Consider the following 26524-nt stretch of genomic DNA (forward strand, 5'->3'; position numbering starts at 1 on the left):
GCATTATGAAGTGAGTAGTTAGATAAAGAATAATCTAAGGATTAGATAAATGCGGTTTACCGATATTTTTATTAAAAGACCTGTGCTTGCTACAGTGATTAGCTTGTTGCTTTTAGCAATGGGCCTACGTTCTATTGGTTCTTTACCGGTAATGCAATATCCATTTACAGAAAATGCCATTGTCACTGTAACGACCACTTATACGGGGGCAGACCCTGATGTTATTGCTGGTTTTATTACTACGCCATTAGAGAATTCCATTGCCCAAGCTAATGGGATTGATTATATGACCTCTGTCAGTGCGCCTAGCACCAGTACGATTACTGTAAATCTTCTTTTAAATTATGATCCATTGAAAGCATTGTCCGATATTACTACTAAAGTAAACGCGGTATTGAATCAACTTCCCAAAGACGCGCTGCAACCAGTCATCACGGTTTCGGTTGGACAAACAATTGACTCCATGTACATTGGTTTTTATAGCGATGAATTGCCGATTAACAAAATTACAGATTATTTAATTCGGGTAGTGCAGCCCAAGTTACAGGCTGTTAATGGGGTGCAGAATGCCCAAATTCTAGGAAATCAAACATTTGCCTTACGTGCCTGGTTGGATCCGGTGAAACTGGCTGGATATGGAATTACGGCAGCAGAGGTAGGAACTGCTCTTGCGAATAATAATTTTATTTCCGCAGTAGGTCGTACTGATGGACAAATGTTTATTCAAAATCTTACTGCCGGTACGGATCTAACTAATGTCAACCAATTCAGGAAAATGGTTATTAAAGCTCAAAATGGAGCGATTATTCGTTTAGAAGACGTGGCCACTGTAGATTTAGGTGCGCAAAATTATAATTCATCGGTGAGTTTTGATGGACGAACAGCAGTTTATATAGGAATTGTTGTTGCGCCTTCGGCAAACCTGTTGACGGTAATTAATGAGATTAGAAAAATATTTCCAAGCATCCAGGAACAATTCCCTCAAGGACTATCAGGAAACATTGTATATGATGCCAGTTTATTCGTTCACTCTTCTATATATGAAGTGATTTTTTCTTTATTAGAAGCATTTTTAATTGTAACCGGTGTTATTTTTATTTTCCTTGGATCAATTCGCTCCGTTGTTATTCCACTTGTTGCTATTCCCTTATCCTTGATCGGGGCATTTTGGATTATGCTTATTTTGGGGTATTCAATTAACTTGCTTACCTTGTTGGCTTTGGTACTTGCTATTGGACTGGTAGTCGATGATGCCATTATTGTTGTTGAGAACATACAACGCCATATAGAGGAAGGGCAAACACGCTTGAAAGCTGCTTTATTAGGAGCGCGTGAACTAGCAAATCCCATTATTGCAATTACGGTAGTTTTAATTGCGGTTTATTTACCTATTGGATTTATGGGGGGGTTAACTGGAGCATTATTTACCGAGTTTGCTTTTTCACTCGCAGGTGCTGTTACTGTTTCGGCGGTAATTGCATTAACTTTATCTCCTATGATGTGTTCGAAATTCCTAAAAATGGGGGATGGGGGCGTTAAAGGGCGTTTTATGACTTATGTTGATAATTTGTTTGCAAAGCTCGAGAAATCTTATGCACGAGTTTTGTCTGCAACATTTAATCATCTGTCAGTCGTCATTTTCTTTGCAATCATTATTTTGTGCAGTAATTATTTTCTTTTTATTACTTCGGAGAACGAGTTAGCTCCTCAAGAAGATTTGGGGATTGTCATTGCTCAGGTGACTGCACCAGCGAACGCTTCCCTAGCTCAAACTCAACTTTATGCAAATGCAGTGAATGACATTTTTAAAAAATTCCCGGAAACGGATCACATTTTCCAAGTTGATGGTTATCAAGGCCTGAATACATCGATTATTGGTATGGTCTTAAAACCCTGGGATGAACGCAAACGTACATCGAATGATTTACAACCCTTAGTGCAAAATGAACTTGATAAGATTGCCGGAGCGAAAGTGGCAGCGTTTCAGTTACCTTCATTGCCTGGAGGGGGAAGTGGATTGCCCATTCAATTTGTTATTACTACGACAGAAACGTTCGACAAATTAAACATCGTGCTACAGCGAATTTTGGACAAGGCTTATGAGTCAGGTATTTATGCTTATATTAATCCCGACCTCAAAATCGACCAATTGCAGACAAGAGTTAATTTAGATCGCGATAAAATATCTCAGTTTGGTTTGACCATGCAAGATCTTGGGAATGTGTTTGGCTCTGCTTTAAGTGAGGGTTATATCAACTATTTTAATTTTGTTGGTCGTTCTTATCAGGTTATTCCACAAGTAAAAAGGGAAACACGTTTAAACACGGATCAAATATTGAATTATTACATCAAGACATCTTCTGGCGCTTCAATACCCCTTTCCACAGTTGCTAGTTTACAAAGACAGATTGTGCCTGAATCATTAAACCATTTTCAACAGCTTAATTCCGCTACAATTTCTGCCGTTGCCTATCCGGGCATATCTATGGGAAAAGCCTTGGATACTTTTGCTAAGATTGCCAAGCAGGTTCTGCCTCAAGGTTATTACATCGATTATGCTGCCCAATCACGTCAATATATCCAGGAAGGTGCTAACCTTATCGTTACTTTTTTCTTTGCTTTAATTATTATCTTTTTGTCATTGGCCGCTTTGTTTGAAAGCTTCCGCGACCCGCTTATTGTTTTGATTAGTGTCCCCATGTCGATTTGTGGGGCTATGATTTTTATCAGTTTAGGCATTGGCGGCGCGACGCTAAATATCTATAGCGAGGTTGGTTTGGTTACATTGATTGGCCTTATTAGCAAACATGGTATTTTGATTGTGCAATTTGCTAATGATTTGCAGGCAGAGGGGCAAAAGAAATTAGATGCCATAAAAGCAGCTGCTGCAATTCGCTTGCGTCCTATTTTGATGACTACTGCGGCTATGGTTTTAGGGGTTATACCCTTAATTGTTGCTACAGGAGCGGGAGCGGAGAGTCGTTATAATATTGGTTTAGTCATTGCAATGGGGATTTCTATTGGGACCTTATTTACTCTTTTTGTTGTTCCATCAATGTATTTGTTGTTAGCTGCAGATCATACGAAAATAGCTGCTGCTGAGCATCTAGATGAAGAGGAGTCTTTGGGCTAATCTGGTGGTGGCTTTTGAATTGAGATAATTATGGAGCAGTAGAGCTGATGGCTGGCATAGCTGGGGCATCATATCGTTTGGGTTCTGCATCTTTAGCTGTTTTTGTTGCAGCAAATAGGCCAAAGCGCTTCGTGAGTACACTGATTTCAGGCGGGTTGTGAACGGCGTCATTAAGATTATCATGAAGCTTTTGTCGAGTAGGAGTATACAAATTCAATGCCTCAAGCAATGATAAAAAACACATTTTTAAGTAAGCAAAACTAAAGGTCTCTACTTGCGGATGTGTTGCTAGAATAATTCCTGAGAAATTAGTTAGAGGTTCATCGACTTTCTTTTTTATTTCTGCCAAACGCTCTGAAATTTCCAAGGCTGGATTTTTAGCAATTTTTTCTAATAAAACAATAAGATCTGATTTTGGATTTAAAGTATTATTATTTTCAGATATTGAACTTTGATTGGCGATAGCCGTTCTAGAATAGCTGAAATAAATTTTAAATTGCGTCAAAGCATCCCGTATTGCATCAAGCTGATAATATTGAACGTAGAATTTTTTCTCAAATTTACTGATTTCTATTTCCAACAATTTTTTGATACTTCGATCAATATCCTTAGATGTTTTTGCTTTAGCAATTATGTTATTTCTAAGAGTGAGTAAATACGCTTTAAGCGCACCCCTATATTCCTCATCAATATATTCTAAACCTATATGGCGATTGCACATGACTGCACAATGTTTGTCGAATGATTCGGTTGTATACTGCTCGACAAAAGCTGTTTTCTCTTCTTTTTGGATTGGCGCTAAGTTCATGAGATAAACTAAGCGTTCTTCTGCAGTATTTAACCGCATTTGCTGTGTTGCTTTTAAACCCAGGTAATAATGATGGCTTGCAACGATTAACGCCTCGATTTCAGTAAAATGAGGGTCATAAGCTTTAAGTCCAGAATTACATAGCTGATCCAGCTTATGATCTTCAGGGTATTGACTGCTGGCAATTTCTACTTTTTTATCTTTTTTTAGTTTTGCTAACTTGGGAAGTGCTTTTTTATAAGCAGCGCATAATTGTTCTTTTGCTATATTTAATGGGACTTTGGGTTTTTGCGGAGCAGTGATATCAAGAAGGTCTATAGGTGTTGTCATTTCGAGATACCATTGATATAGATTTTCAATATCTTCGTGGTCTTTATCTATTTTTTTGGCATATTTTTGGGCTCTGCTGATTTGTTTTTTAGTCAGCGCAATTCTTTTTTCTAATGGTTCCTTGTCGCAAATTAATCCTATGCGTGTTTTCGACTTCAAATCCAGAGGATGCAATAGCCCTTTAAAAAATTCATTCGTTATTTGTCGTAATGGGCCGGATAAAATGCCTGGGGCGAGTCCTAACCTGTTTTCCCAGCGATCTGCCTCTAGAAGCATCGGGGTAAATACTGTCGATTGCATCTTCCCGAGATTGTCCAGTATCGCATCATGAGACGTACTGGTAAATTCAGTGAGTTTTGCAGTGAGTTCCTGGTAAAGGTAAATCATATTGGGTGTTTGCAGGAACAATTTAAAATAAGAGTCAGAACTGTTAATCAAATTTTCTATAATTAAAGTTGCTTTTTTGGCGCGAAGATGCAATTCATTTAGCTCTTCGGTTGTCATGTAGTTCGTATTTTTTAAGGCTCTAATATGCTTAGGGCTAATATAAAAGGTATTAAGGACATACCAAAGTGAGTTGAATTGTACTTTATCTGGTCCGTAAGGAACTTGTTCGGGGGAAACTTGATATGCATCAGAATGTTCCTGGAGGGTGGCGTAAAGATTTTGTGCTTTATTAAGTAAATCACGAGCTATAAATCCTAAATGTGGATCAGCAGCCAAACGCTGTGCAGCCTTGATGATTTCATTAAGATGTCCATAAGCTTGCAGTAAATGGTATACATATCTACTTTTAATGCTTTGATTATTTAAATCCTCTAACTTAAGAACAATCCCTTCCAAATGGAACAAACTGTTAAAGATATCCTTTAATGCACAGACTTGTTTGCTTTGAGCTAATCTCTGATTATTATCCTCCATTTCGGGAAATGGTACTGCCGATGGAGGGAATATAATTTGCACACCATCACTCAACATTGCTGTGGGTGATAGGTCCATCATTTTAGGCTTTCTTAATGCATTAGGAGTTAATGCATCTTGCATTGCATGATTAAATAGCTTGGTGACTTCAAATAAGGATTGTTTGAAGTCATGGATGTATTTGGAAAAATCGGTATTAGGGATAACGTAGTGCTCTCGGCCTGTTTTGGGAGTGGGTTTGAGCACGGTTTTATTATTTTCACGAGTAAATTTTTTCTTGGTTAAGTTAGAAAATCGCTCGGTTCTTCGATTCCATTCAGTTGAGACGCGAATAAAAGTATCCCGAAAGCAGCCTCTAAAACGCATGAGCGTTTGAATTGGCGGGGCTTTCTTTCTAAATAGAGTTTCGTTTGATAAGCTGGCAACCAAATATTTATCAAAATGCAGAGCCTTTGCTTTCTGTTCCGGAGGTATGGAACCAATTAAGTAGGGTTGGAAAATACTATATAAATTACGAAACTGAGCTTTAACTTCTGGGCTCAAATAACTTAAGTGCGATATATTTCCTTGAATTTTAGGGTTCTTTTTTATTTCTTCATAGAGCAATTTGAGAAATTGAGAATATGCATTTTTTACAACTAGGAACTTATTCCGCTTATTTTTATACCACTCGCGGAGTTCAAGAGCTTGATCTGCTGTTAATTGTCCATGATTGAGCAGCAATTTATCGCCGTCTATCGTCCTAAAATGCAGTGTTGCATCTTCTTTACGTTTGATTTTTAGAGCTTCTGACTCTTTTTCATCAAGAAATCTAGCATGTGCAAAATCATAATAAGTTAGGCTTTTATCTTTCCATTTGGCAAAGAACTCCTGAGTATGTTTGTCCAGTTTTAAAAACAAAGATACTGGTGGGGCTTCTAATATTTCTATTGGCTTATTTGCAAGGAATGCAGTCAAATATTTTTCGAAATTTTGCGCGGAATCTTTAAGCTCAGGAGGTATTGCAAATTTAAAATAAGGTTGAAAAACTGGAAATAACTCGCGGCATTGTTTTTTTGCATCCTCATCAAAACCAGTTAACAACAAGTTACTACCATAAAGCTGTGGCTTTGTTTCAATCTGTTTTTTTACGATTTCAGAAAAGCGAGTATATGCAGTCAGAACTTTCTGAAACTCATTTTTATCGAACCACTCAAAATTGAGTTGATCAAAAAAGTTTTGGACATTTTTATCTAGATCTAAAAAAAGCTCTTTAGCTGGGATATTTGTGGTCGGTTTGTTGGCAAAAAAGTTCGATAAATAGAGTTCAAAACTTTTTGCAGAATCTTTAAATTCAGTAGGTGTAATAGAACCTAAATAAGGTTGAAATACATTAAATAACAGACGGCACTTTTCTTTTGCTGGGGCTTCAAGCGCGCTTAGATCCAAATTTTTTGCATAGAGCTCGGGTTTTGCTTCTATCTGTTCTTTTATTATTTGGACAAAATTCAAATAAGCATTTTGGATTTCTTGGAATGCTGATTTTGTGAGTCTGGCTTTTTTATCTTTCTCTTGCTCAATTTGTAGTGGTATTGATTCATCAACAGAATATACATTCGTTTTTTCACTATAGGGGAATAAAACCAAATTTGCTTTTTTGTACACTGAATCAATAATGTCTTTATTTAATTTAATATGAAAAAGTTTGCTGTTCTCATTTTTAGTAATTAAATTATTTAAGGCTTCTTCTTTTGCTAAAACAAAACTGATATGGTCTGCGGGCAGCTGTTTTTTTATCCAGCGTATGGGCTTTCCCATAAAAGAATACCAGCCCTCTTTTGCAGGCCCAGTCAATCCCGAGATCACCAATTCATTGAAATCAATGTCAAGCTGAGCCATATAAGGCTTAATAAGCTTATAGCGGGTTATAAGCGCTTTTTTTACTGTTGGAGGAAGTTGATACAGACGCAGGTTTTTATAACGCTCACTCTTTAATATTGCAAAAAATTGTTTGCATGCGTCTTTTGCTTTTTCAATTTTATATAATTCTTTATTGTTCTTATCGATCCTTTTATAAGTCATTTCCAATCTTAATTCGATAAAGTGCGGATCTTCTATCTCGAGTAGATCTGCTCCTTTCGTTTTAAAATCAATTACTTTTTTAGGTAGATAAAGTATTGCTTTGTACAAGGTTTTGATTTTTTCCATTAAAGGAACAGACAACGTGCCAGGCTTAAGCATGGCGTTATCTTCAATTTTATCGGCCAAACCAAATAAAGTAGGTAAAACCTCATACTTGAGTTGTTCTAATTTATTGCGGATTAGATCTTGAGATGATTCACTAAGCTCTCCAATTTGTTCTAAAGTACTCATGGATAAGGTAATGATGTTACTAATTATATGGATATAATTTAAAAATTTAAGCGAAACCATAACACGGTTTCCTTTTAAATTTTCTATCTCATTCAATAGGCTTAGTGCTGCTTTTTGGAGCTCGGCTAGCTTTTTTTGGTTAAGCTTGGGTTCTGATTTTTTAATGTCTGAAGAAAATTGTTCTATGTATTTAGTTAATTTACCAATATAACTTGGTAAAACCATACTAAACTGGGTAAGAAAATTATAATCTATATCACCACTAATAGGCCGCATTTGATCGGCAGCGATTCCTGCTATTTCCCCTACTTGGAAAGCCAGTGGCATGGGTTCGAGTGCTTTTACTATCGCCTGTTGTTCTTTGTCGTGGTTTGCTGCAAAAGTCTGGACTTGATTTAATACAGGTAAAATAAGAGCCAGTTCTTCATTAAACATGTCTCTTAAATCAACGTCTAGATGTGTCAGCAGATAGCTTGCTTCGTAAGCCAGATTTATTGTTTTGCTGTAGAGCGATTGCAGATCAGAATAACTTCGTTTGGCGTTTCTGACATCGATATGCTCTAAATCTAAAAAAGTAAGGCGTGCATAATAAAGTGCATTGATTAGTTTTTTGATTTGGGAAATATTATCTGGATCAAGCTCATAATTGGTAAAAGGGGCCCACTTAGCATCACCTTTTCTTGACGCCGCTGACAATACCCGCGCTCTAAACGCATCGAGTGTAAAAGGAAGAGTATGATTCCTTTTTGACGTAATGCTAAGAATTTGGGGCATAAAAGGTTCAAGGTCTTTAGGAGCAAAGCCTGGCTGTAAATTAAGAGATAATTCTTCTTTTTTTATTACATCTGTTACCACTACTCCTTTGGGATCAAGCGCAGTATACTCGAGACCTTCACTCGTTATACGGGCATAAAATGAACCTTTGGGGGGGATGATTTTGTCGGGCATTAAGCCAATTTTGTATTTAAAAGGAAATAGTAATGTCTTGGATGAAAAAGGAAAGGTATGATGCCTTTTTGAAGTAATACTAAGAATTTCAGGCATAAAGGGTTCAAGGTCTTTAGGCGCAAAATCTGGGCGTAAATTAATGTTTAATTCTTCTTTTTTTATTACTGCCTTTATCAATTTTCCTTTGGGATCAAGAACAGTGTATTCAAGACCCACATCCGTTATACGCGCATAAAATGAGCCTTTTTCTGGGGGTATGTCGTCGGGTATTAAGCCAATGCTGTATGTGAAGGGGATTGGTGCATCGAGATCTTCTAAAATAACATCCTTGACCTCTTCATTCTTGGGGGTAATCACTGAATAGGCTATTTTTCCATTTTTTTCTCTTATGTATAATTTGCCGGCTTCCAATTTGGTTGCGTCCGACATCAAACACAGTTCGTAATGAGGGAAATAAGGAATTATTTGCGGGCTAACATGCTTGCTGTAGAGAAGGTCAAAAACCTTAGTGTCAATTTGCTCCAGTATTTTTGAGATCTGGTTGTGCTTAAATGACTCTAATAATTTTATATATTCTTCAAATATCATTTACAGTAGCCTAATGAATTCATGAGGTTTTATTGGCACTACTTAGTCGGTACTAATAATACCTCAATTTGACAATATTTTCGACTGTATTTATCGATAAAATAGTGATAACTTTTGTAAACATCATACTTACAGTAGGATTAAGTGCGTATTTTTACTGATAATTCCAAAATAAACTCTGCAACCAATTCAGTGAGGGCAGGATAATCTGTATAGGCTTTGATCTCGATAGGTTGAGTCACACGTTCGCCGGTTTTTTGAGACTCATCTAACATCGCTTCGACTTTGGCTCCGTCAAGACAAACAAAATAGACATCAGACTCCGGGCGACGTAAGAATTGTGCATGAAAGGCTTTAAAAACAATAGAGGCGTCCACTTGTTTTTGGTTGGCATGATAAAAACTATGTAGACCTCCCGCTAAATCAGCACCAACACTCAGTGCACCAAAATACATAGAATTTAAATGATTGCGACTGCGTCGCCTTAAAGGCAGACAAACAATGATTTCCGTATCAGTAAGTTTGATTAGTCGGGGTTTTAAATGACCAATCAACGGCACATTGAAATGACCAAATTTCCAGAGAAAGAATTTAAAGCGGGTCAAGATATTCATGAATTATCCTTCTTAATCATATCCATGCTTTGAATAAGGAAATGTCCATTGGGTGTTGGATTCGCTTCAATAACGAGCAGGGAAAAAGCAATTGTAAGCTTTAATTCGGGAATTGAAACCACTTCATTAACGCGCCAATAATGGATTTCTTTTAAAGCAATCCCTTTTGCAGTAACAAATGGTTCTATAGTAAATACAGGATGAAGTGTAAGCTGTTGTTCCCTGACAACATTAATATAATTGCCTAGAAAATCAGACAGAGCATTCCAGCCATCTTTAGTGTAATTTTTACGCAACTCTGAATCATCATCGGCCTTATAGTTGTAATCTATAGACAAAGTATTTAAGAGAATTTTTTTTACCCATTGACAAACTTCTGCATCATCTTGTGCATAAAGACTCAATGGGCAGAGAAATAATATGAACCATATCAAAGTCTTTTGGCAAAGAGACTTCATAATAAAATCCTTTTTATTTAAAAAGAAGCACTTAAATTTTTCGTTTAAGTATAATCTGTAATTTAGGAACTGTATCTAATAATTTTGGTTTTCAGTGCAAAAAATGTGCTAAAATAAAAAATTACTTTGAGCGATTATTAAGGGTTGTTGACAATTTGCAAGACTGCGCCAAAATGGTGTGATTTTAGAGCACTAGCAGAGTTGTCCACAGACCCTAAGAGTACTTGTTTGATCTATACGCTCTATTTTTTTTGCGTATAATCATAGGTTCTGTAGCCGCAATTTAGCGAACCATAACTAATCTGTCTTAAACCAAACTATCGAATTTTTATGCATACTATCACCATACGTGGTGCAAGAACCCACAATCTTAAAAATCTTGACCTGGATTTACCGCGCGATCAATTAATTGTAATTACGGGCTTATCCGGTTCTGGAAAATCCTCCTTGGCTTTTGATACGTTGTATGCGGAGGGGCAGCGTCGTTATGTTGAATCGCTATCTGCTTATGCACGACAATTTTTATCAATGATGGAAAAGCCTGATGTTGATTCGATAGAAGGTTTATCGCCGGCAATTTCTATTGAGCAGAAGGCAACGTCACATAATCCTCGCTCCACAGTGGGGACTATTACTGAAATTTATGATTATTTGCGACTACTCTACGCACGTGTGGGGGAGCCTCGTTGTCCTACGCATCATGTCAATTTGCATGCGCAAACGATTAGCCAAATGGTGGATCAAGTATTGGCTTTACCTACGGACAGTAAAGTCATGATTTTGGCTCCGGTTGTGCGTGAGCGTAAAGGAGAGCAGGTCCAGCTTTTACAACAATTACAAGCTCAAGGTTATGTGCGTGCTCGTATTGATGGAGAGTTATATGAGTTGGACTCCCCGCCTAAACTGGGTCTACGTACAAAGCATACGATTGAAGTCGTAGTAGACCGCTTTAAAGTCAGGCCTGATATTGCGCAACGCTTAAGCGAGTCATTTGAAAATGCTTTGAATTTGGCAGAGGGCCTCGCAATAGTAGCTTCTATGGATAATCAGTTTGCTGAGCTGGTTTTTTCCTCCAAATTTGCATGCCCTGAATGTGGATACAGTCTTAGTGAATTAGAACCCAGGCTTTTTTCATTTAATAATCCAGTTGGTGCTTGTCCCTCCTGCGATGGGCTGGGGGTGGATCAGTTTTTTGATCCGGAACGTGTTGTTCATGACCAAACAGCCAGTTTGGCTGAAGGCGCCATTCGCGGTTGGGATAAAAAAACGACTTATTATTTCTCAATGCTTGAGTCACTTGCACAACACTATGGTTTTGATACCCAAACGGCATTTTGTGATTTGCCTGCAGAAGTACGGGAAATTGTTTTATATGGCGGGCGTGACGTGATCGATTTTCATTATCATAGACCTAATGGTGGGTATATGGTTAAACGGCATGCGTTTGAAGGAATTATTCCAAACATGCAAAGACGTTATCGTGAATCCGATTCCGGAATGATACGCGAGGAGCTTGCTAAATATTTATCCTCTCGTCCATGTCAGAGTTGCCAGGGTGCGAGGTTACGTGAAGAAGCACGGCATGTGTTTGTTGATGATAAAAATTTACCTGAAGTGACCGCCTATTCGATTGAAAAAGCCTATGTGTTTTTTAAAAATTTGCGTTTGACAGGTTATAAAGGCGAGATTGCAGCAAAAATTAATAAAGAAATTGTGGAGCGGCTGGGGTTTTTGGTTAATGTAGGTCTGGATTATCTTTCATTAACGCGCAGCGCTGAAACGTTATCTGGTGGGGAAGCCCAACGTATTCGTTTAGCCAGTCAAATTGGTTCAGGATTGGTGGGAGTAATGTATATTTTAGATGAACCCTCCATTGGGTTACATCAAAGGGATAATGATCGCTTATTAAAAACCTTGATGCACTTAAGAAATCTAGGAAATACGGTTATCGTGGTGGAGCATGATGAAGATGCAATTCGCAGTGCGGATTTTGTTTTGGACATTGGCCCTGGTGCTGGAGTGCATGGTGGGCAAATTGTTGCTCGCGGGACACCCCAAGAAATTATGCAATCGCCTGCATCATTGACTGGCCAATACCTATCCGGAAAACAATCCATCGCTATTCCTGAGCTTCGCTTGGCGGCTAACCCTGAAAAAATGATTCATTTAAAAGGGGTTGTTTGCAACAATTTATGTGATGTCGATGTCAGTATTCCTTTAGGGTTACTTACTTGCATTACTGGGGTTTCGGGGTCGGGTAAATCAAGTTTGATTAATGACACTTTATATCCGAGTGCCGCAAATCTGTTAAATAGAGCAAGCTTATTTACTCCGGGTTCGGTTAAAGAGATAGCCGGTTTAGATTTATGCGATAAGGTGATTGATATTGATCAGAGTCCGATTGGGAGGACTCCGCGTTCTAATCCAGCGACATATACTGGCATATTTACTCATATTCGCGAGTTATTTGCAGCAACTCCTGAGTCGCGAGCACGAGGTTATCAGCCTGGGCGTTTCAGCTTTAATGTGCGTGGGGGACGTTGTGAAGCGTGCCAGGGTGATGGACTGATTAAAGTTGAAATGCACTTCTTGCCTGATATTTATGTGTCCTGTGATGTATGTAAAGGCAAGCGCTACAATCGAGAAACTCTTGATATTCAATACAAAGGTAAAAATATTCACGAAGTTTTAGAAATGACAGTTGAAGATGCGAGTCATTTTTTTGCGGCGATTCCGGCATTGGCTAGAAAATGTCAAACATTGATGGATGTTGGTTTGTCTTATATCAAATTAGGACAAAGTGCGACTACCCTTTCTGGTGGAGAGGCGCAGAGAATCAAATTATCTCGCGAACTGTCAAAACGAGATACAGGGCGCACTTTATATATTCTCGATGAGCCAACAACGGGACTACATTTTCATGATACCAAACAGTTATTGGCTGTATTATTTCGTTTACGAGAACAAGGCAATACCATTGTGATTATTGAACATAATTTGGATGTGATTAAAACAGCAGATTGGATTATTGATTTGGGGCCAGAGGGTGGCAGTAAAGGCGGGCGTATTGTGGCAACTGGTACGCCAGAGCAGGTTGCTGAATGTGAGCACTCTTATACAGGACAATTTTTGAAGCCTATTTTAAATGCCTGATGATTTTTATTACCTCATGTCATCCCTGTATGTGTTAGATAATCGTTGTCAAAAAAGCAAATAAGCGTAGGCTAGACTGAAAGCCCAGCGTGTAACACTGCGCTGAAGTAGAAATACCCTAGATAAGATGCATATTAATTGGGCTTCATAATGGAATTTTTGGAGCGTACGCATGAACTTGGTAGATGCAGGGCAGGCTACAATTTAGCAGGCGCAGGTTGGGGGCAATTTATGCGCTGTGCAAAAAAAAGTGGCACTCCCTCGTTACGCTCGGGATGATGTGGGTTTTGTAACAGAACCCACATCAACACGATTAATTTTGATTAAATAATTATATGCATACAAGCTGATTGGTAAGAGTAATGCCCAGGTAATGCCCACAGCAAGATAAAACGGATAACTTTGTTCAATCACCACGATATTGCACGCAGCGCCAATTTTATAAGCAAAAGGCATCAAAAAAAGGATCAGTAAAAACCAAATGAAATAGTAACGAGTGAATTTCTCATTAAGAATAATTAGGTTTAGTCCAAAACTTAACCAAATACAAATCATCCATGGTGCTGTAAAATAGGAACTAAAGGGATTTGCTTTAAAATAAATATAATTTTGATGCAACCAAATCGTATCCGTAACCGCACCAATAAATCCAATAAGAAGTGCAAACAATAGCGCATTTAAATAGGGTAATCGATTAATTGATTGCCAGAAGATTTGTACAGCAATGATCAGAAGACCAATGATTGGCCCAAGATATACATTATTTTGTGCGGCGAAATAGAAACAGACTATCCAACACAAATAATAAGCTGCAAAATGGATACACCATCCAACATTACTTTTATTCATCAGTTATACCTTTAAACCTGTTCACAAAAAAAATCCTAAGCAGTCCCACTGTTCTTTTTACTATTTTCGATCTATAACTAAATTGTAGGAAATTTTGCATAGGAAAAAAAATGGGTACTTTTTTTATTGTTCTTCTCATTATAGTAGTCCTTGTATTTTTATGGGCTATTGGTATTTACAATACCTTAATTCATTTAATTGAAGCGATTAATAACGACAAAAAACAAATCGATATTCAATTGGATCGTCGTTTTAAAGTATTTGAATCGTTGATTGAAGCTGTAAAAAAATATATGGATTACGAGCAAACTACATTAAAAGATGTAGTCGCGTTACGTAACCAGGCTCAAGCAGCTAAAGCTGCGGGAAATGAAGAAGCGCGTATTGCTGCAGAGAATCAAATTTCTCAGATTGCATCTGGACTTAATGTGGTGTTTGAACGATACCCTGATTTGAAAGCAAGTCAAAATGTGATGCAATTGCAGGAAGAAATTGTCAATACCGAAAATAAATTAGCGTATTCTAAGCAAGCTTATAACGATGGTATCGAGCGTTATAATGCCAAAAAGAAATCGTTCTTTGAATCTATGGTGGTATCTTTATTTGCTTCGGCTTTAGATAAAGATTTTGTTTATTGGGGACTTCCTGAAGAGCAAATTCAAGCAAAAGAAGATTATACCGTAAAATTTTGAGTTTAGAATATGGGGCTTGATGCGTATCACGGCAGCGTCGGTAATTGGCGCGAGCAAATACAGCTAAATAAACGCAAGACGCAAGCAGTCATTGCTTTCTTTATTGCGATTTATTTTGCTGTAGGCCTCGTTGCCGATGTATTTATTTTGCATGCGACTTATCCGCAAATTACACTTGGGCAATGCTTCCTCGCTTTGATTCAGCTGAAAGTTGTTCCTTATGCGACCATTCTTATGATTGGCTTTGCGGTGGTGTCGTTATTGATAACGTATGCATTGTACGATCGAATTATGTTATTAGGCACGGAATATCATGAGATTACCCCCAAAACAGCCCAGAATTTACAAGAGCAACAATTATATAACGTAGTAGAGGAAATGAAGGTCGCCTCGGGTTTGCAGTATATGCCCAAAGTTTTTATTATCGAAGCAGATTATATGAATGCTTTTGCAAGTGGGTACAGCGAAAAATCAGCAATGGTCGCAATTACTCGAGGTTTAATGGAAAAGCTAGACAGGGCAGAATTGCAAGCTGTGATGGCTCATGAATTAAGCCACATCCGTCATTATGATATTAAATTAACATTAATGGTGGCGGTTTTAAGTAATATTCTTTTGATTGTAGTGGATATTCTGTTCTATTCTGCACTATTTAAACGAAATGACAGACGTGAAGATAACCGTTTGTTAATGGTTATTGTCGTTCTTCGCTATGTCTTGCCTTTAGTTACTGTTCTGTTAACTTTATTCTTAAGCCGAACACGTGAATATATGGCTGATGCTGGCTGTGTGGAGTTAATGCGTGACAATGAGCCTTTAGCGCGGGCGCTACTCAAAATTAGTGCGGATCATAATCAAAATGCGGAACATTACACGCAAGAATACGGTAATACCCCTCATGAACAAGTAAGGCAGGCATCTTATCTTTTTGATCCTTCCGACATTGATCCAGTGAAGTCTTTAAGCAGTGCTTTTGGAACACACCCTTCAATTGATGATCGTTTACGCGCTTTAGGATTTAATCGTAAGCCATAACGGTTTTTCTAATAAAGAGATAATGTTTTTTTCTCTTTATATCTCTATATCTCTGTACTTGTGTCACTTTATGTTTTAAGTTTATGATTATAACCCCAAAGTTAATACCTTCTCTAAAAAGGAATTTAGATGTGATGAAAATTCAGTCTTTAATGTTATCGGTTTTGTTGCTATGTAGTGGATCCAGTTTCAGTGCAAATGCTTTATCAAAAGATGGCGCAATCAATCATGCAAATAGCTCAGAGTTTCTTAGAAAAATAACGCCAGAATTTCTTTATGGATATACTGATTTTAATTTTGATTCGACTTCAGGTACAAATTTTAACCGATATCGTGGACACTCAAATCTATATTCTGCAGGAGCAGATCATATTTCCTTAGGCCAGACAATGATGGCAGGGATTTATTATTTTGGAATTGATACCGAACTTAACTCCCAGTTTTTACTGAATCCAGGCGTTGTAACGACTTCAGAGCAGACCATACATAACAATACGATTTTTGGTCATTTATTTAAAATTTTTACCCCAGAGATTTATGCTGATTTGTCCGCGGGCTATGGATTTAATAAGTTTATTACCTTAACCGAAATTGCGACAGAGCCTGCGCCATTAATTGCTCAAGCAACGAATAATAATGACAACTGGTTTGTCAGCTTTAATGCGATTTATAGAAAAACCTGGAAACAGTGGCAGATGCGAGCTAATGCTGGCGTGTTGTACAGCCAAATTGATACAGGACGATATAATTATTTTTTCCCAGCTTCTGATACATTTCAAGTGATTGACCCACTAACGAATAAAGCAACTTTAATTTTGGAAAATATTGAATTAGGTTATTATATTAAGCCCACGGTGATGCCTTTTCTTAGTGGCGGATTAATTCAGGTAGCCCAGTTTTCAAATAGTCGACCACTTGTAAATCCTGCAAGTGACATTAATGGTTCTCTTCCTCAATTGAATATGGATAAAAGTGGTTTCCGTGTAGGTGGAGGTATCGCATTAACCTATAAAAATGCAACCATTCGTATTGAAGAAAAATATTATAATGCTGGTGGAGTTTTCCAGAGTTATCAAACTTTGGCCGCGTTAGAATATCAATTTAGCTAGGAGCTAATCCAGAGTTGTTGCTAAGTGTATTTAAGGACGATATCTAGTGAAGAAGGAACATTACTTTTCACCGAAAGCAATGAAATCTAAATGGACACAAATCCTTTTAGGTTTTTTCTGGGTGTCTCTTATTTTTTTGGCAGATGTAATTCAAATTCCTCTTCTCAGTTCATTTATTACTCAATTGGACTATCGAACATATGATCAAGTTGTTCAATTAAATTGGCGTCCTCATCAAACAATTCCTCGAGTTGTTATTATTGATATTGATGATAAATCAGTGCAACAAGAAGGGCGCTGGCCTTGGCCCAGGGATAAGATGGCTGATTTAATTAATAAACTAAAGCAAAACGGAGTTGTTACGATTGCAACAGATATTGTGATGGCTGAAGCAGAGGTAAATTACGCGATAGGCCTAAAAAATGAATTGAATAAACTCATCTTGCAATTGTCTCCGGAGCAAAAACAGTTACCTAATCTACTCGAGCAAATTGCTCCTAAAGTGGATAATGATCGTATTTTGGCTCAAGCATTGATGGATCATAATGTGGTGTTAGGTTTTTTGTTTCATAATGACAAGCAAATCAGGAAAGGAGTGTTACCTTTGCCTCTAACTAATCCTGAAGGCAAGCAGTTATGCAGAGCCCATCTCCCTCTCTATCAATTTTCTGGATACAACGGCTGTTTACCCTTATTTTTGAATGCATCAACCCAAGCAGGGGCCGTGACAAATGTTCCCGATCTGGATGGAACGATACGACATGGACTTATGTTAGCCAGTTACGATAACAAGTTATATCCAACATTAGCCTTTGCAACGGCCATGAATTATTTGATGGCGCAGCATATTTCACTGAAAACTCATGGACAGCAATTGTATGGCATTCAAATGGGGAATGTCTTTATCCCTACCAATTCGCATGGGCAAATTTTGATTCCATTTTGGGGACAAATTGGTGCACAAAATTATTATTCTGCAACGGATATTATACGCGGCAAAATTAATGCGGACGAATTACAGGGCGCAATTGCTATTATTGGTTCAACAATCATTCTTTTAGCTGACCTGCACCAATCTCCTGTTGCACAATTGTTTCCTGGCGTGGAGATGGTAGGGAATATGGTTCAAGGCATTGTTGGGCAGCAATTAGTATCAGAATTTGATTGGAATACTAATACAGGACGAGTGTATTTAGTACTGCTTGGATTGGTTTTTACTTTTTTAATCTCCTTCTTGAGTGTTTCCAGAATGTTGATCTTTGCAGTAATGTGTATCATCGCCATTCGAGTTTTATCGATATATCTATTTGTGGCAAAAAGTGTATATATTCCTATCGCATTAATGCTCACCTTAATCGTGCTCATCACCATAACGAATTATGCTTATTTATTTATTATTGAAAGAAGACAAAAAAGGAAAATAAATCAGTTGTTTGGCCAATACGTTCCCGAGGACTATGTAAAAGAGCTCATTGAGTCTCCTGATCAATACAGTATGGAAGGGCAAGAACGTAATATGACGGTTCTATTTAGTGACATACGTAATTTCACCGGAGTCAGCGAGACTTTGGATGCATCCGCAGTGAAACGTTTATTGAATACCTTTTTTACGCCGATTACAGAAATCATTTTTAGTTTTAGAGGAACTATTGATAAATATGTAGGCGATATGATTGTTGCATTTTGGGGAGCACCTATACATGATGAAGAGCATGCATCTCATGCTATTGTTTGTGCATTAACGATAGCAAAGCAATTACCGGAAATTAATGTAACAATGCAGGAAAAAGACTTACCCAAAGTGAATATTGGCATTGGGTTAGCAACAGGAATGATGAATGTTGGCGACATGGGCTCAGAGTTTCGACGTGCGTATACTGTTATTGGCGATACAGTGAATCTTGCTTCTCGATTGCAAGATTTAACCAAATTTTATCAGGTAACTATTTTAGTGAGTGATGGAACACGTGCAGGACAAGACCACTTTGTCTGGAGAGTGATTGATAAAATTACAGTGAAAGGAAGAAAAAGCGGTTTGATTATCTACCAACCTTTGGGTGCGGTTGGTGAGGTTTCGGAAGAGGTTTTAACTGAGTTGGAAGAATACCATAGGGCTTTGGATGAGTACTCTGCACAGAATTGGTCGTCAGCAGAAAAAAAATTTACTGCGCTAAAAACCAAATTTCCTAATGTTTATTTATATCAGATGTACCATGAACGCATTAAAGCATTCATGGAAACTCCTCCTCCTGAACATTGGGATGGAGTTTATATGCACCAGCATAAATGACATGCAAGGTGCTCATAATTATTTTTAATGAAAAAAGTGTACGGGAATATATATGAAAAAAATAATAGTTACAGGGTTACTTATGTTAGCCGGTCAGGTATTCGCTCAATCTGCCGCTACTGTTTTATCCACCCAAAAAAAGGTGGTAGCACATCATAATGGGGCTGAGCGTACACTTACTCGAGGCTCTGCTTTGGAGCCTGGTGATGAGGTGATTACTGGTGATGATGCTGGAGCGAACCTTCAATATTCCAATGGTGCGCTCGTTAATATAGGCTCAAATTCAAACTATAAAATTCTGGCTTATGCTCCTAAGGAGTCTGTACAAATTAAGGCAGAATTGAGTAAAGGTAAGGTAGAAATCAAAACTCCGGAAAAGATTAAAGAGTCGCTTAAAACGCCAATTTTATCACTGGCGATACTGGGAACGGATGTACGTGTCTATGTCGCCTCTCCTAAAATGACCTATATTCAGGTTCTTGATGGTCTGGTTTTAGCAAAAAATGAATATCTTCGACCAGGTGCAAGTGTTCGTGTTACTGCAGATCGGATTGATAACGCTCCATTCCCTAAAGAAGGAGAAGTCAAAACGGTTGTTGATGTAACAACAGTCACAACTGGAGCAGGGAAGACGGTTACCAATGATGCTGGGGGCGGGGCTGACAGTGTATCCTATGTGGCTACAGCTCAAGTAACCGGAACCTCAACCACTACGGCAACACAGGCGGCTCAAGCTGCTACAATTGCCGATATTTCCATAATTTGTCAGATTCCAGGGACAGTCTAAGCGTTTTTGACAATGCAGATTAAGAAGTGTAGCCCGGATTCGACACAGTCGTAATCCGGGATTAAGACAAAATTCCCGTTATGCTGCGCTAGTACGGGCCACATAGGTCACACTATCGATGAAGTATCAGCGCGTCTTAAACGTGGTTATTCGCGAAACCCTACCCCTTTTTTTAATAAAATCATATTGAGGAAGGTAAGTAATGCCAGCATTAATACGATAATTCCCATCGCTAAAGTTGTATTAACCTCACTTTGACCAATCATGGCACTTCTAAGCGCATTAACCATGTATAAAATGGGATTGAGCCAAGATACCTTTTGCCAGAATTCAGGAAGCATATTGATACTGTAAAATACTCCCCCTAAATAGGTAAGTGGTGTGAGTATGAAGGTTGGAATAATCATAATATCATCAAAGTTTCTGGCAACCATCGCATTGGTAAAACCTGCCAGAGAAAACACTGCGGATACCAGTAATACAACCAATAATGTCATCGGCAAATGGCCTAACTCAATAGTTAAGAAAAAACTAGCAATAATATAGACTAATGCAGCAACGATTAACCCTCTAAACACGCCTCCTAAAACGTAACCAAGAAGCAGGAGACTGTTATGCATTGGACTGACGAGCATTTCATCAATACTTTTTTGAAAACGAACACTATAAAGCGAGGAGGAGACATTGCCATAGGAGTTCACGATGACAGACATCATAATCAATCCAGGTGCAATGAACGTTGGATAGCTGACTCCTTGAATTGAGCCGATACGAGGGCCAATTAAACTGCCGAAAATGAGAAAATAGAGGGTCGTTGTAATTACTGGCGGTAAAAAAACTTGAGTCGCAATGCGAAACATACGCACTAATTCGCGACGTACTAAAGTATATAGTGCGATAATCTGTTGTTTAATGGCCATTTTTTATCAGATCCAAAAAGAGTTCTTCCAAGCGATTGGTTTTATTGCGCATGCTATGAATTTTTATTCCATTTTTGGTGAGCAGCGCAAATGCATCGTTTAAGTTCAGATTGTTATCTACCCGGAGTTCGATTGTATTGCTATCAACCAGAGAGGGTTTAAAGGGGTATAAATCGGGTAAAGTATCGATGCGGTTTTCTGTGTTGAAAATAAAAGTTTGATGATGCAGTGTTTGTAGCAAGGCTTTCATGGACGTGTTTTTTATAATTTCCCCTTTATCAATGATGGCGATGCTTTTACACAGCTGTTCTGCTTCTTCCAGATAATGCGTCGTGAGAATAATGGTCGTTCCTTCCGCATTAGTTCGGGTAAGAAACTCCCACATACTGTGTCGGATTTCTATGTCGACACCAGCTGTAGGCTCATCAAGAATCAATACCTTAGGTTGATGAACTAAAGCTCTGGCGATCATCAATCGACGTTTCATCCCACCAGATAAATGGCGTGCTATAGAATTTCTTTTCTCCCACAGGCCTAGCTGCTGTAGGAGGGATTCAACGCGTGGCAGCGCACTTTTTCTTGAAATCCCATAGTAACCCGCTTGATTTAGAAGAGTTTGTGTACAAGTTTCAAAAATATTAAGATTTATTTCTTGGGGCACAAGTCCTAAACACGATTTGGCTTTCTCTGGTTCTTTTTCTAAATCATATCCATGGATACTAATACTGCCGGATGTCTTATTAAGTAGTGTAGTAATTAAACCAATGGTAGTTGATTTTCCCGCGCCGTTCGCGCCCAATAAAGCAAAAAAATCGCCTGTGTTTATAGTTAAATCAATACCCTTTAATGCTTGTACACCATTCGCATAGGTTTTATATAACTGTTTAATGTCTAAGGCATGCATAGAGGTTAAGTGAAAATAAAAATGCCATTATACACAATAATCAGGTTGTTTCGCGAGCAGGGATACGATTGTTTAATTACTAATCTATTTATGAATTGGAGAACTCATGCTTGTTCACTAAAAAGTGAGAACGAGTTTTCATCCAACCAGTAATACTGTATCGCGGTTGATGAGTTACACAAACCTCATGTGGTAATTCACTATTAAAACAGATGAACCGATTCTCGAGGGGCAAAACATTCTCAATCAATTGACCATCCGTAGTGTAGAGCTTTAACTCACCACCATATTCAGCCTTCCAGTTTTTGTTTAAATAATATACGCATGAAATTTTTCGTGTCTTTTGTGCTGCAAATTGATCTACGTGCTTTTTATAATAAGTGCCCGGCTGATATGCTGCAAAATGGGTTTCAAATTCATATAGACCTAAAAAGAGTGACTGATTGAAGAGATGTGCTAAATGTTGCATTTGTTTTAAAAAGACTTGTATCGATGGATTCGTCTCATGTTCATCCAGCCAAAGAATTTCATCAGCGCGGATGATATCATTTTTATGTGAATCCAATTTAAGGCCGATTTTAGCCCCTCGAAACAGTCCTAATTCATACAACTCTTGGGCAGTGGCACGCAATGATTGGCATTGGCTTGGCTCAAGAAAGCCGTCAATAATATAAAACCCTTGGGTACAAAGGTTATGAATAAGTTGTTCTGAATCAATCAAAGCATCCGACCTTCAAGTTGATACTCATATTCACGCCATTGTGGCATGAATTTGCTCATTAGTTCATAAAAGCGTTTATTATGACTTGCTTCTAGCAGATGAATCAATTCATGAACAAGAACATACTCCAAACAAATGGGTGTTTTTTTTGCGAGGTTGAGATTTAACCAAATACGTGCTGCTTTCGTATTGCATGAACCCCAGCGCGTTTTCATTTTTCTTATTCCCCAGTCGGCGACTTTGACGCCAATAATAGTTTCCCAATGCTGAATGAGATTGGGTAATAATATTTGCATTTGTTGCTTATACCAGCGCTCAATAATGGTTTGTATTTGCGCAGGAGAACTGTGCGGTTGGGTATAACAGTACATCAGCTCATCATGGAGTTTAATTTGTGCTGGGCCATGATGCTCTTCAATGATTAATAAGTATTTCTTCCCCTGGAATGGTACAGTGGTTCCGGTGGCAAATGTACATTCTTCGGCAACAGAGCGACTACGGATGCGCTCTCTTTGTTGATGAATCCATGCACTTTTAGATGCAAGACTTTGTCTTATAAGTTGCTCACTAAAACGCAAAGGGACACTTACCTTAACAGCACCATCTGGTGGATAAATGCGTAAGTTCATGTTTTTAATTTTTTTTCTTGATATTTCTATAGGAATACCATCGAGTTCAATGATCATCTCATTAATCTACTTGTAGCCTGGGTGCGGCGTTGCGAACCCTGGGAATGCTAAAAAATCAGAAAGCCCAGGCTCTACTGCACACCCAGACTACGATATGTCCCACAAGAGAGACATAATTGTAGGCTATTGTACTATCTTTGGGCGCCGATACAAGGACTGTCTATGTACTCACCATTAATATCTAAAACCATATTCACATTGGCGCGTTGATAGCGAGCGAGTATGTCATACTCCTGTTTGGTGATGTAGCCATAAGAGTCACCACAATACACGAGTGAAGTAGCTCCGGGCTTGGGAGTAACTTGCACCGGCAAATCACATTCCCAACGAAATTGCGTTAAATCGCAATTTGAAGAGTTTGCGAGAGCTAAATTAAAGGGTAAAAGAGATACTGCAATAGTTACATACCACTTCTTTTTCATAGCGTGCACCATTTGCATGTTTATGTTTTTTAAGTATAGGATAATATTCAAAAAAAGCAGTCAAGGATCGTCATGCTTGCATCAAGTTCTGAATACATTAAAGCTCTGCGCGAGGGAAAATATCTCCTTTTTTTGGAGTGGATCGATTTTGTTACCCAGAAATATGCGCTGGTGGGGGCAGAGGACACCATAAATTTTTTGATTTTTGAATGGTTAAATAATGATTATTCAGACGAAGACGCAAAAAAAATAGCCATCTTACAGGCTGTATCTGAGGGGGAGTCCAGGCCCTTACAAGGAAATTTAGATTATGCGCTTAAAGCAATTACCCATGCGTTGTTTATCTGTATGGTTTTTCATGCGTCTGGCTTGGATATGAAAATGCCCCCACAAGAAAAAATAAAGCAAGCTACAGTTGAGAAGTTAATGCAAGAACGTCTTGCTAAGCTCAATTTGTTTACTTATAAAGAGCGATTAGATGAGATGCAAGCAAAGTTTTATAAGAGTGTAGACCGTACTGATAAAAAAGAAGTGCTTGAGGTTTTAAACAAAATCAATGTGGTTACTGGGCCTAGATATCTCCTTGATGATTATATTTTACATTTAGAGCGTATCAAGATAAAAGATGATGAGCTCTATGCCACACGCTTAAGTATGGCAAAACGATTTCTCAGTTATTTATATGAACAAACTGAAATGACGCCTAAAGTCGCCGAAACAATGGCTACTTACGTGAACTCTTTGCGTGAATTGCACCCTAGCCAAGAAGAAATCGAACGCTTGGATAATATTTCTCCACCGTCAAATCTGGAAACTACCTGGCGTTGGGTTGCGGGAGTGGGGGTTGGCTTTTTTAATATAGTATTCAATGAAAAGTCAATTGGTGAGGTAATTGCTGGAACAGAAGACAAGCCCAATCCTTAGTTTTTGTCTTATAAATAATCATGCAGCATAAAAAAATTAGTTAAGTTTTGGTAATTTTTTGTCATATTGACAAATATTTGCCACTAAATTTCTAGTATCTGCTACACTTAAAAAATTATAGTATTCTGGCTGTAATGCAGACAGGACGCTGAGTTTATGGTGGTGTATGAGTTGTATTTTCATATGATGTTCCGAGCAACAAGCTGATGTGTATGCTTGATTTTCAGCGAAGATATCAAAACTCTCACTGATTTCATTTTCATTTGTGATGGTAAAAAAATGAAATTCAAATCGCTAATGTCCCTCATGCATGGATGGTTTGATACTGGATTAAAAGAGCGTAATTTAAAACAAGACACGATACATTGGACTCGCCTTGTTATTTTTATATTATTTCATTTATCTTGTTTGGGCGTGATCTGGGTTGGATGGAGTATTACCGCAGTTTTTACTGCTCTTTTACTTTATTTCGTGAGAATGTTTGCTATAACTGGTTTTTATCATCGTTATTTTTCACATAAGACTTTTAAAACAAATCGGTTTTGGCAATTTGTTTTTGCTGCATTGGGTAATTCTGCCTTACAAAGAGGGCCACTTTGGTGGGCAAGTCATCACCGTATTCATCATCGATATACAGAGCAATCAGAAGATCCTCATTCTCCCGTTCGACATGGTCTATTGTGGAGTCATGTCGGCTGGATTTTTTATTCAAACAATTTTAAAACAGACTACAACGCAATACAGGATTTTGCAAAATATCCGGAATTACGCTTGTTGAATCGTTTTGATACGGTGGTACCTATTGGTGTTTTTTTCATGCTTTATTTGGCAGGAAGTTTTTTAGCAAATTATTATCCTAAATTACATACTACCGGCATGCAGTTAGTTATTTGGGGGGTTATTTCAACCACGGTTCTTTTCCATGCTACTTTTTCTATCAATTCACTTTGCCATGTATGGGGCAAAAAAACATTTGAGACAGGAGATGAAAGTCGTAACAATTTTCTCCTGGCTTTAATTACCATGGGTGAAGGATGGCACAATAATCATCATTATTATCAAAGGTCAACAAGCCAGGGATTTCGTTGGTGGCAAATAGACATTACTTATTATTTATTATGTTTTTTAGAGAAAATTAAAGTTGTTCATGATCTTAATCGAGTTCCACAGGAGTTAAGAAAAAACAATGGTGGAACGAACTCTTTGAGCGGAAATCGCTTTAATAAGATAAATGCTAAATAGAACTTGTTCAATGTAAACGTATAAGAATGAGTTTATAGAAGAGGTATAATGATGATTCGAAATCATAGAATTTTATCTAAAGACGTTTTATTAGTGGTGTCTTTTCTTTTTATTTACTGGCTTTTTGGCCTGATTTTCAACAATCAAATTCTTCTTCATGGGATATTGAATATAGGTTGGGAAGGAAAAGTAATATTTTGTATTATTATTTACCATATCACCATTGTTGTGTTCAGTATTTATTTACATCGAAGCGAAACACATCGGTCAATTGAGCTTGTCCCTGCAATAAGATATTTTAGTCGTTTTTGGCTCTGGTTTGCCACGGGCCTAAACAGAGCTGAATGGGTTGCCATCCATAGATTACACCATCAAAAGGCAGACTTACCTGCTGATCCACATAGTCCGATATATAAGGGAACATTAAACCTATTTATGGGTGGGTTTGAAATTTGTGCGGAATGCAATCCTTCATCACTTATAGAAAAATACGGCACTATCTCTGATAACGATGCACTGGAGAAATTGCTGTTTATTAAATTTCAATCGTTAGGATTAATCATTTTCTTAGCTTTATACATTCTACTCTTTGGCTTATGGGGGGTAGTCATGTGGGATATCAACATTTTTGTAAT

At 38.0% G+C, this 26524-nt stretch carries 18 protein-coding genes and 1 pseudogene; 10 read left to right on the forward strand and 9 right to left on the reverse strand.

The annotated features are described in order from the left end of the window. The first annotated feature begins 49 nt into the window (after positions 1-49). Positions 50-3133, forward strand: coding sequence for an efflux RND transporter permease subunit (locus BGO44_RS15170; protein ID WP_273201158.1), 3084 nt, complete (start codon positions 50-52; stop codon positions 3131-3133). A gap of 28 nt (positions 3134-3161) precedes the next feature. Here BGO44_RS15170 and BGO44_RS15175 read toward each other — a convergent pair whose 3' ends face one another. The 3 genes from BGO44_RS15175 to BGO44_RS15185 form a co-directional block, all read right to left on the reverse strand. Further along, a complete protein-coding gene (locus BGO44_RS15175) occupies positions 3162-9080 on the reverse strand; it encodes an SdhA (RefSeq protein WP_273201161.1) in 5919 nt (1972 codons plus the stop codon). Between the two features lie 140 nt (positions 9081-9220). Further along, the gene (locus tag BGO44_RS15180) at positions 9221-9694 is read right to left on the reverse strand and encodes a PaaI family thioesterase (protein ID WP_273201163.1); all 474 of its coding nucleotides are present in this window, start codon (positions 9692-9694) and stop codon (positions 9221-9223) included. Next, positions 9691-10152, reverse strand: a complete 462-nt coding sequence (locus tag BGO44_RS15185; RefSeq protein ID WP_273201166.1) for a hypothetical protein — start codon at positions 10150-10152, stop codon at positions 9691-9693. Before BGO44_RS15185 ends, BGO44_RS15180 begins: the two co-directional genes overlap by 4 nt. A gap of 330 nt (positions 10153-10482) precedes the next feature. On the opposite strand from BGO44_RS15185, the gene uvrA reads away from it, so the two are divergent. Next, positions 10483-13305 carry an excinuclease ABC subunit UvrA gene (gene uvrA, locus BGO44_RS15190; RefSeq protein WP_273201168.1) on the forward strand — a complete coding sequence of 941 codons (2823 nt, stop codon included), beginning with the start codon at positions 10483-10485 and terminating at the stop codon, positions 13303-13305. A 264-nt stretch (positions 13306-13569) separates the two neighbouring features. Here the strand turns inward: uvrA and BGO44_RS15195 are convergent, their stop codons facing one another. Next, complete coding sequence (locus tag BGO44_RS15195) at positions 13570-14154, reverse strand: DUF2878 domain-containing protein (protein WP_273201170.1); 585 nt, start codon at positions 14152-14154, stop codon at positions 13570-13572. 110 nt (positions 14155-14264) lie between these two features. Here BGO44_RS15195 and BGO44_RS15200 point away from each other — a divergent pair, with 110 nt between their 5' ends. The 5 genes from BGO44_RS15200 to BGO44_RS15220 all read left to right on the forward strand — a co-directional run bounded on the left by BGO44_RS15200 (position 14265) and on the right by BGO44_RS15220 (position 20067). Further along, positions 14265-14846 (forward strand): LemA family protein, encoded by a 582-nt coding sequence (locus BGO44_RS15200; protein WP_058509760.1) that lies wholly within the window; start codon positions 14265-14267, stop codon positions 14844-14846. 9 nt (positions 14847-14855) lie between these two features. Further along, positions 14856-15881: a zinc metalloprotease HtpX gene (htpX, locus tag BGO44_RS15205; protein WP_273201174.1), complete on the forward strand. Its 1026-nt coding sequence runs from the start codon at positions 14856-14858 to the stop codon at positions 15879-15881. A gap of 134 nt (positions 15882-16015) precedes the next feature. Beyond that, positions 16016-16990, forward strand: coding sequence for an autotransporter outer membrane beta-barrel domain-containing protein (locus BGO44_RS15210; RefSeq protein WP_273201200.1), 975 nt, complete (start codon positions 16016-16018; stop codon positions 16988-16990). A gap of 79 nt (positions 16991-17069) precedes the next feature. Beyond that, a complete protein-coding gene (locus tag BGO44_RS15215) occupies positions 17070-19280 on the forward strand; it encodes a CHASE2 domain-containing protein (RefSeq protein ID WP_416338578.1) in 2211 nt (736 codons plus the stop codon). A gap of 52 nt (positions 19281-19332) precedes the next feature. Then, positions 19333-20067, forward strand: a complete 735-nt coding sequence (locus tag BGO44_RS15220) for a FecR family protein (RefSeq protein ID WP_273201179.1) — start codon at positions 19333-19335, stop codon at positions 20065-20067. A 146-nt stretch (positions 20068-20213) separates the two neighbouring features. Here BGO44_RS15220 and BGO44_RS15225 read toward each other — a convergent pair whose 3' ends face one another. From BGO44_RS15225 to BGO44_RS15245, 5 genes are all read right to left on the reverse strand, one after another. After that, positions 20214-20987: an ABC transporter permease gene (locus BGO44_RS15225; RefSeq protein WP_058509755.1), complete on the reverse strand. Its 774-nt coding sequence runs from the start codon at positions 20985-20987 to the stop codon at positions 20214-20216. Then, positions 20977-21891 carry an ABC transporter ATP-binding protein gene (locus BGO44_RS15230; RefSeq protein ID WP_058509754.1) on the reverse strand — a complete coding sequence of 305 codons (915 nt, stop codon included), beginning with the start codon at positions 21889-21891 and terminating at the stop codon, positions 20977-20979. The genes BGO44_RS15225 and BGO44_RS15230 overlap by 11 nt, the downstream gene beginning before the upstream one ends. Positions 21892-21979: 88 nt before the next feature. After that, positions 21980-22612 carry a 2OG-Fe(II) oxygenase gene (locus tag BGO44_RS15235; RefSeq protein ID WP_273201183.1) on the reverse strand — a complete coding sequence of 211 codons (633 nt, stop codon included), beginning with the start codon at positions 22610-22612 and terminating at the stop codon, positions 21980-21982. Then, the gene (locus tag BGO44_RS15240) at positions 22609-23298 is read right to left on the reverse strand and encodes a M48 family metallopeptidase (protein ID WP_273201185.1); all 690 of its coding nucleotides are present in this window, start codon (positions 23296-23298) and stop codon (positions 22609-22611) included. Before BGO44_RS15240 ends, BGO44_RS15235 begins: the two co-directional genes overlap by 4 nt. A gap of 134 nt (positions 23299-23432) precedes the next feature. Next, positions 23433-23723 carry a hypothetical protein gene (locus tag BGO44_RS15245; RefSeq protein WP_273201188.1) on the reverse strand — a complete coding sequence of 97 codons (291 nt, stop codon included), beginning with the start codon at positions 23721-23723 and terminating at the stop codon, positions 23433-23435. A gap of 72 nt (positions 23724-23795) precedes the next feature. Between BGO44_RS15245 and BGO44_RS15250 the strand changes: the two genes are divergently transcribed. The 3 genes and pseudogenes from BGO44_RS15250 to BGO44_RS15260 all read left to right on the forward strand — a co-directional run. Continuing rightward, a complete protein-coding gene (locus BGO44_RS15250; RefSeq protein ID WP_286823185.1) occupies positions 23796-24647 on the forward strand; it encodes a helical bundle domain-containing protein in 852 nt (283 codons plus the stop codon). Positions 24648-24926: 279 nt separating this feature from the next. Then, a complete protein-coding gene (locus BGO44_RS15255) occupies positions 24927-25889 on the forward strand; it encodes an acyl-CoA desaturase (RefSeq protein WP_083503905.1) in 963 nt (320 codons plus the stop codon). 48 nt (positions 25890-25937) lie between these two features. Further along, positions 25938-26524 (forward strand): annotated as a pseudogene (locus tag BGO44_RS15260) (acyl-CoA desaturase); the annotation flags it as partial.

Origin of the sequence: Legionella sp. 39-23 (assembly GCF_001897665.1) — a bacterium.
GTDB classification, from domain to species: domain Bacteria; phylum Pseudomonadota; class Gammaproteobacteria; order Legionellales; family Legionellaceae; genus Legionella; species Legionella steelei.

Coding starts and splice junctions, on each gene's coding strand:
- BGO44_RS15250 (WP_286823185.1), top strand. CDS start 23,796: ATGCTTGCATCAAGTTCTGAATACATTAAAGCTCTGCGCGAGGGAAAA.
- BGO44_RS15230 (WP_058509754.1), bottom strand. CDS start 21,891: ATGCATGCCTTAGACATTAAACAGTTATATAAAACCTATGCGAATGGT.
- BGO44_RS15175 (WP_273201161.1), bottom strand. CDS start 9,080: ATGATATTTGAAGAATATATAAAATTATTAGAGTCATTTAAGCACAAC.
- BGO44_RS15215 (WP_416338578.1), top strand. CDS start 17,070: ATGAAATCTAAATGGACACAAATCCTTTTAGGTTTTTTCTGGGTGTCT.
- BGO44_RS15240 (WP_273201185.1), bottom strand. CDS start 23,298: ATGATCATTGAACTCGATGGTATTCCTATAGAAATATCAAGAAAAAAA.
- BGO44_RS15185 (WP_273201166.1), bottom strand. CDS start 10,152: ATGAAGTCTCTTTGCCAAAAGACTTTGATATGGTTCATATTATTTCTC.
- BGO44_RS15220 (WP_273201179.1), top strand. CDS start 19,333: ATGAAAAAAATAATAGTTACAGGGTTACTTATGTTAGCCGGTCAGGTA.
- htpX (WP_273201174.1), top strand. CDS start 14,856: ATGGGGCTTGATGCGTATCACGGCAGCGTCGGTAATTGGCGCGAGCAA.
- BGO44_RS15225 (WP_058509755.1), bottom strand. CDS start 20,987: ATGGCCATTAAACAACAGATTATCGCACTATATACTTTAGTACGTCGC.
- BGO44_RS15245 (WP_273201188.1), bottom strand. CDS start 23,723: ATGAAAAAGAAGTGGTATGTAACTATTGCAGTATCTCTTTTACCCTTT.
- BGO44_RS15200 (WP_058509760.1), top strand. CDS start 14,265: ATGGGTACTTTTTTTATTGTTCTTCTCATTATAGTAGTCCTTGTATTT.
- BGO44_RS15210 (WP_273201200.1), top strand. CDS start 16,016: ATGAAAATTCAGTCTTTAATGTTATCGGTTTTGTTGCTATGTAGTGGA.
- BGO44_RS15170 (WP_273201158.1), top strand. CDS start 50: ATGCGGTTTACCGATATTTTTATTAAAAGACCTGTGCTTGCTACAGTG.
- BGO44_RS15180 (WP_273201163.1), bottom strand. CDS start 9,694: ATGAATATCTTGACCCGCTTTAAATTCTTTCTCTGGAAATTTGGTCAT.
- BGO44_RS15195 (WP_273201170.1), bottom strand. CDS start 14,154: ATGAATAAAAGTAATGTTGGATGGTGTATCCATTTTGCAGCTTATTAT.
- uvrA (WP_273201168.1), top strand. CDS start 10,483: ATGCATACTATCACCATACGTGGTGCAAGAACCCACAATCTTAAAAAT.
- BGO44_RS15255 (WP_083503905.1), top strand. CDS start 24,927: ATGAAATTCAAATCGCTAATGTCCCTCATGCATGGATGGTTTGATACT.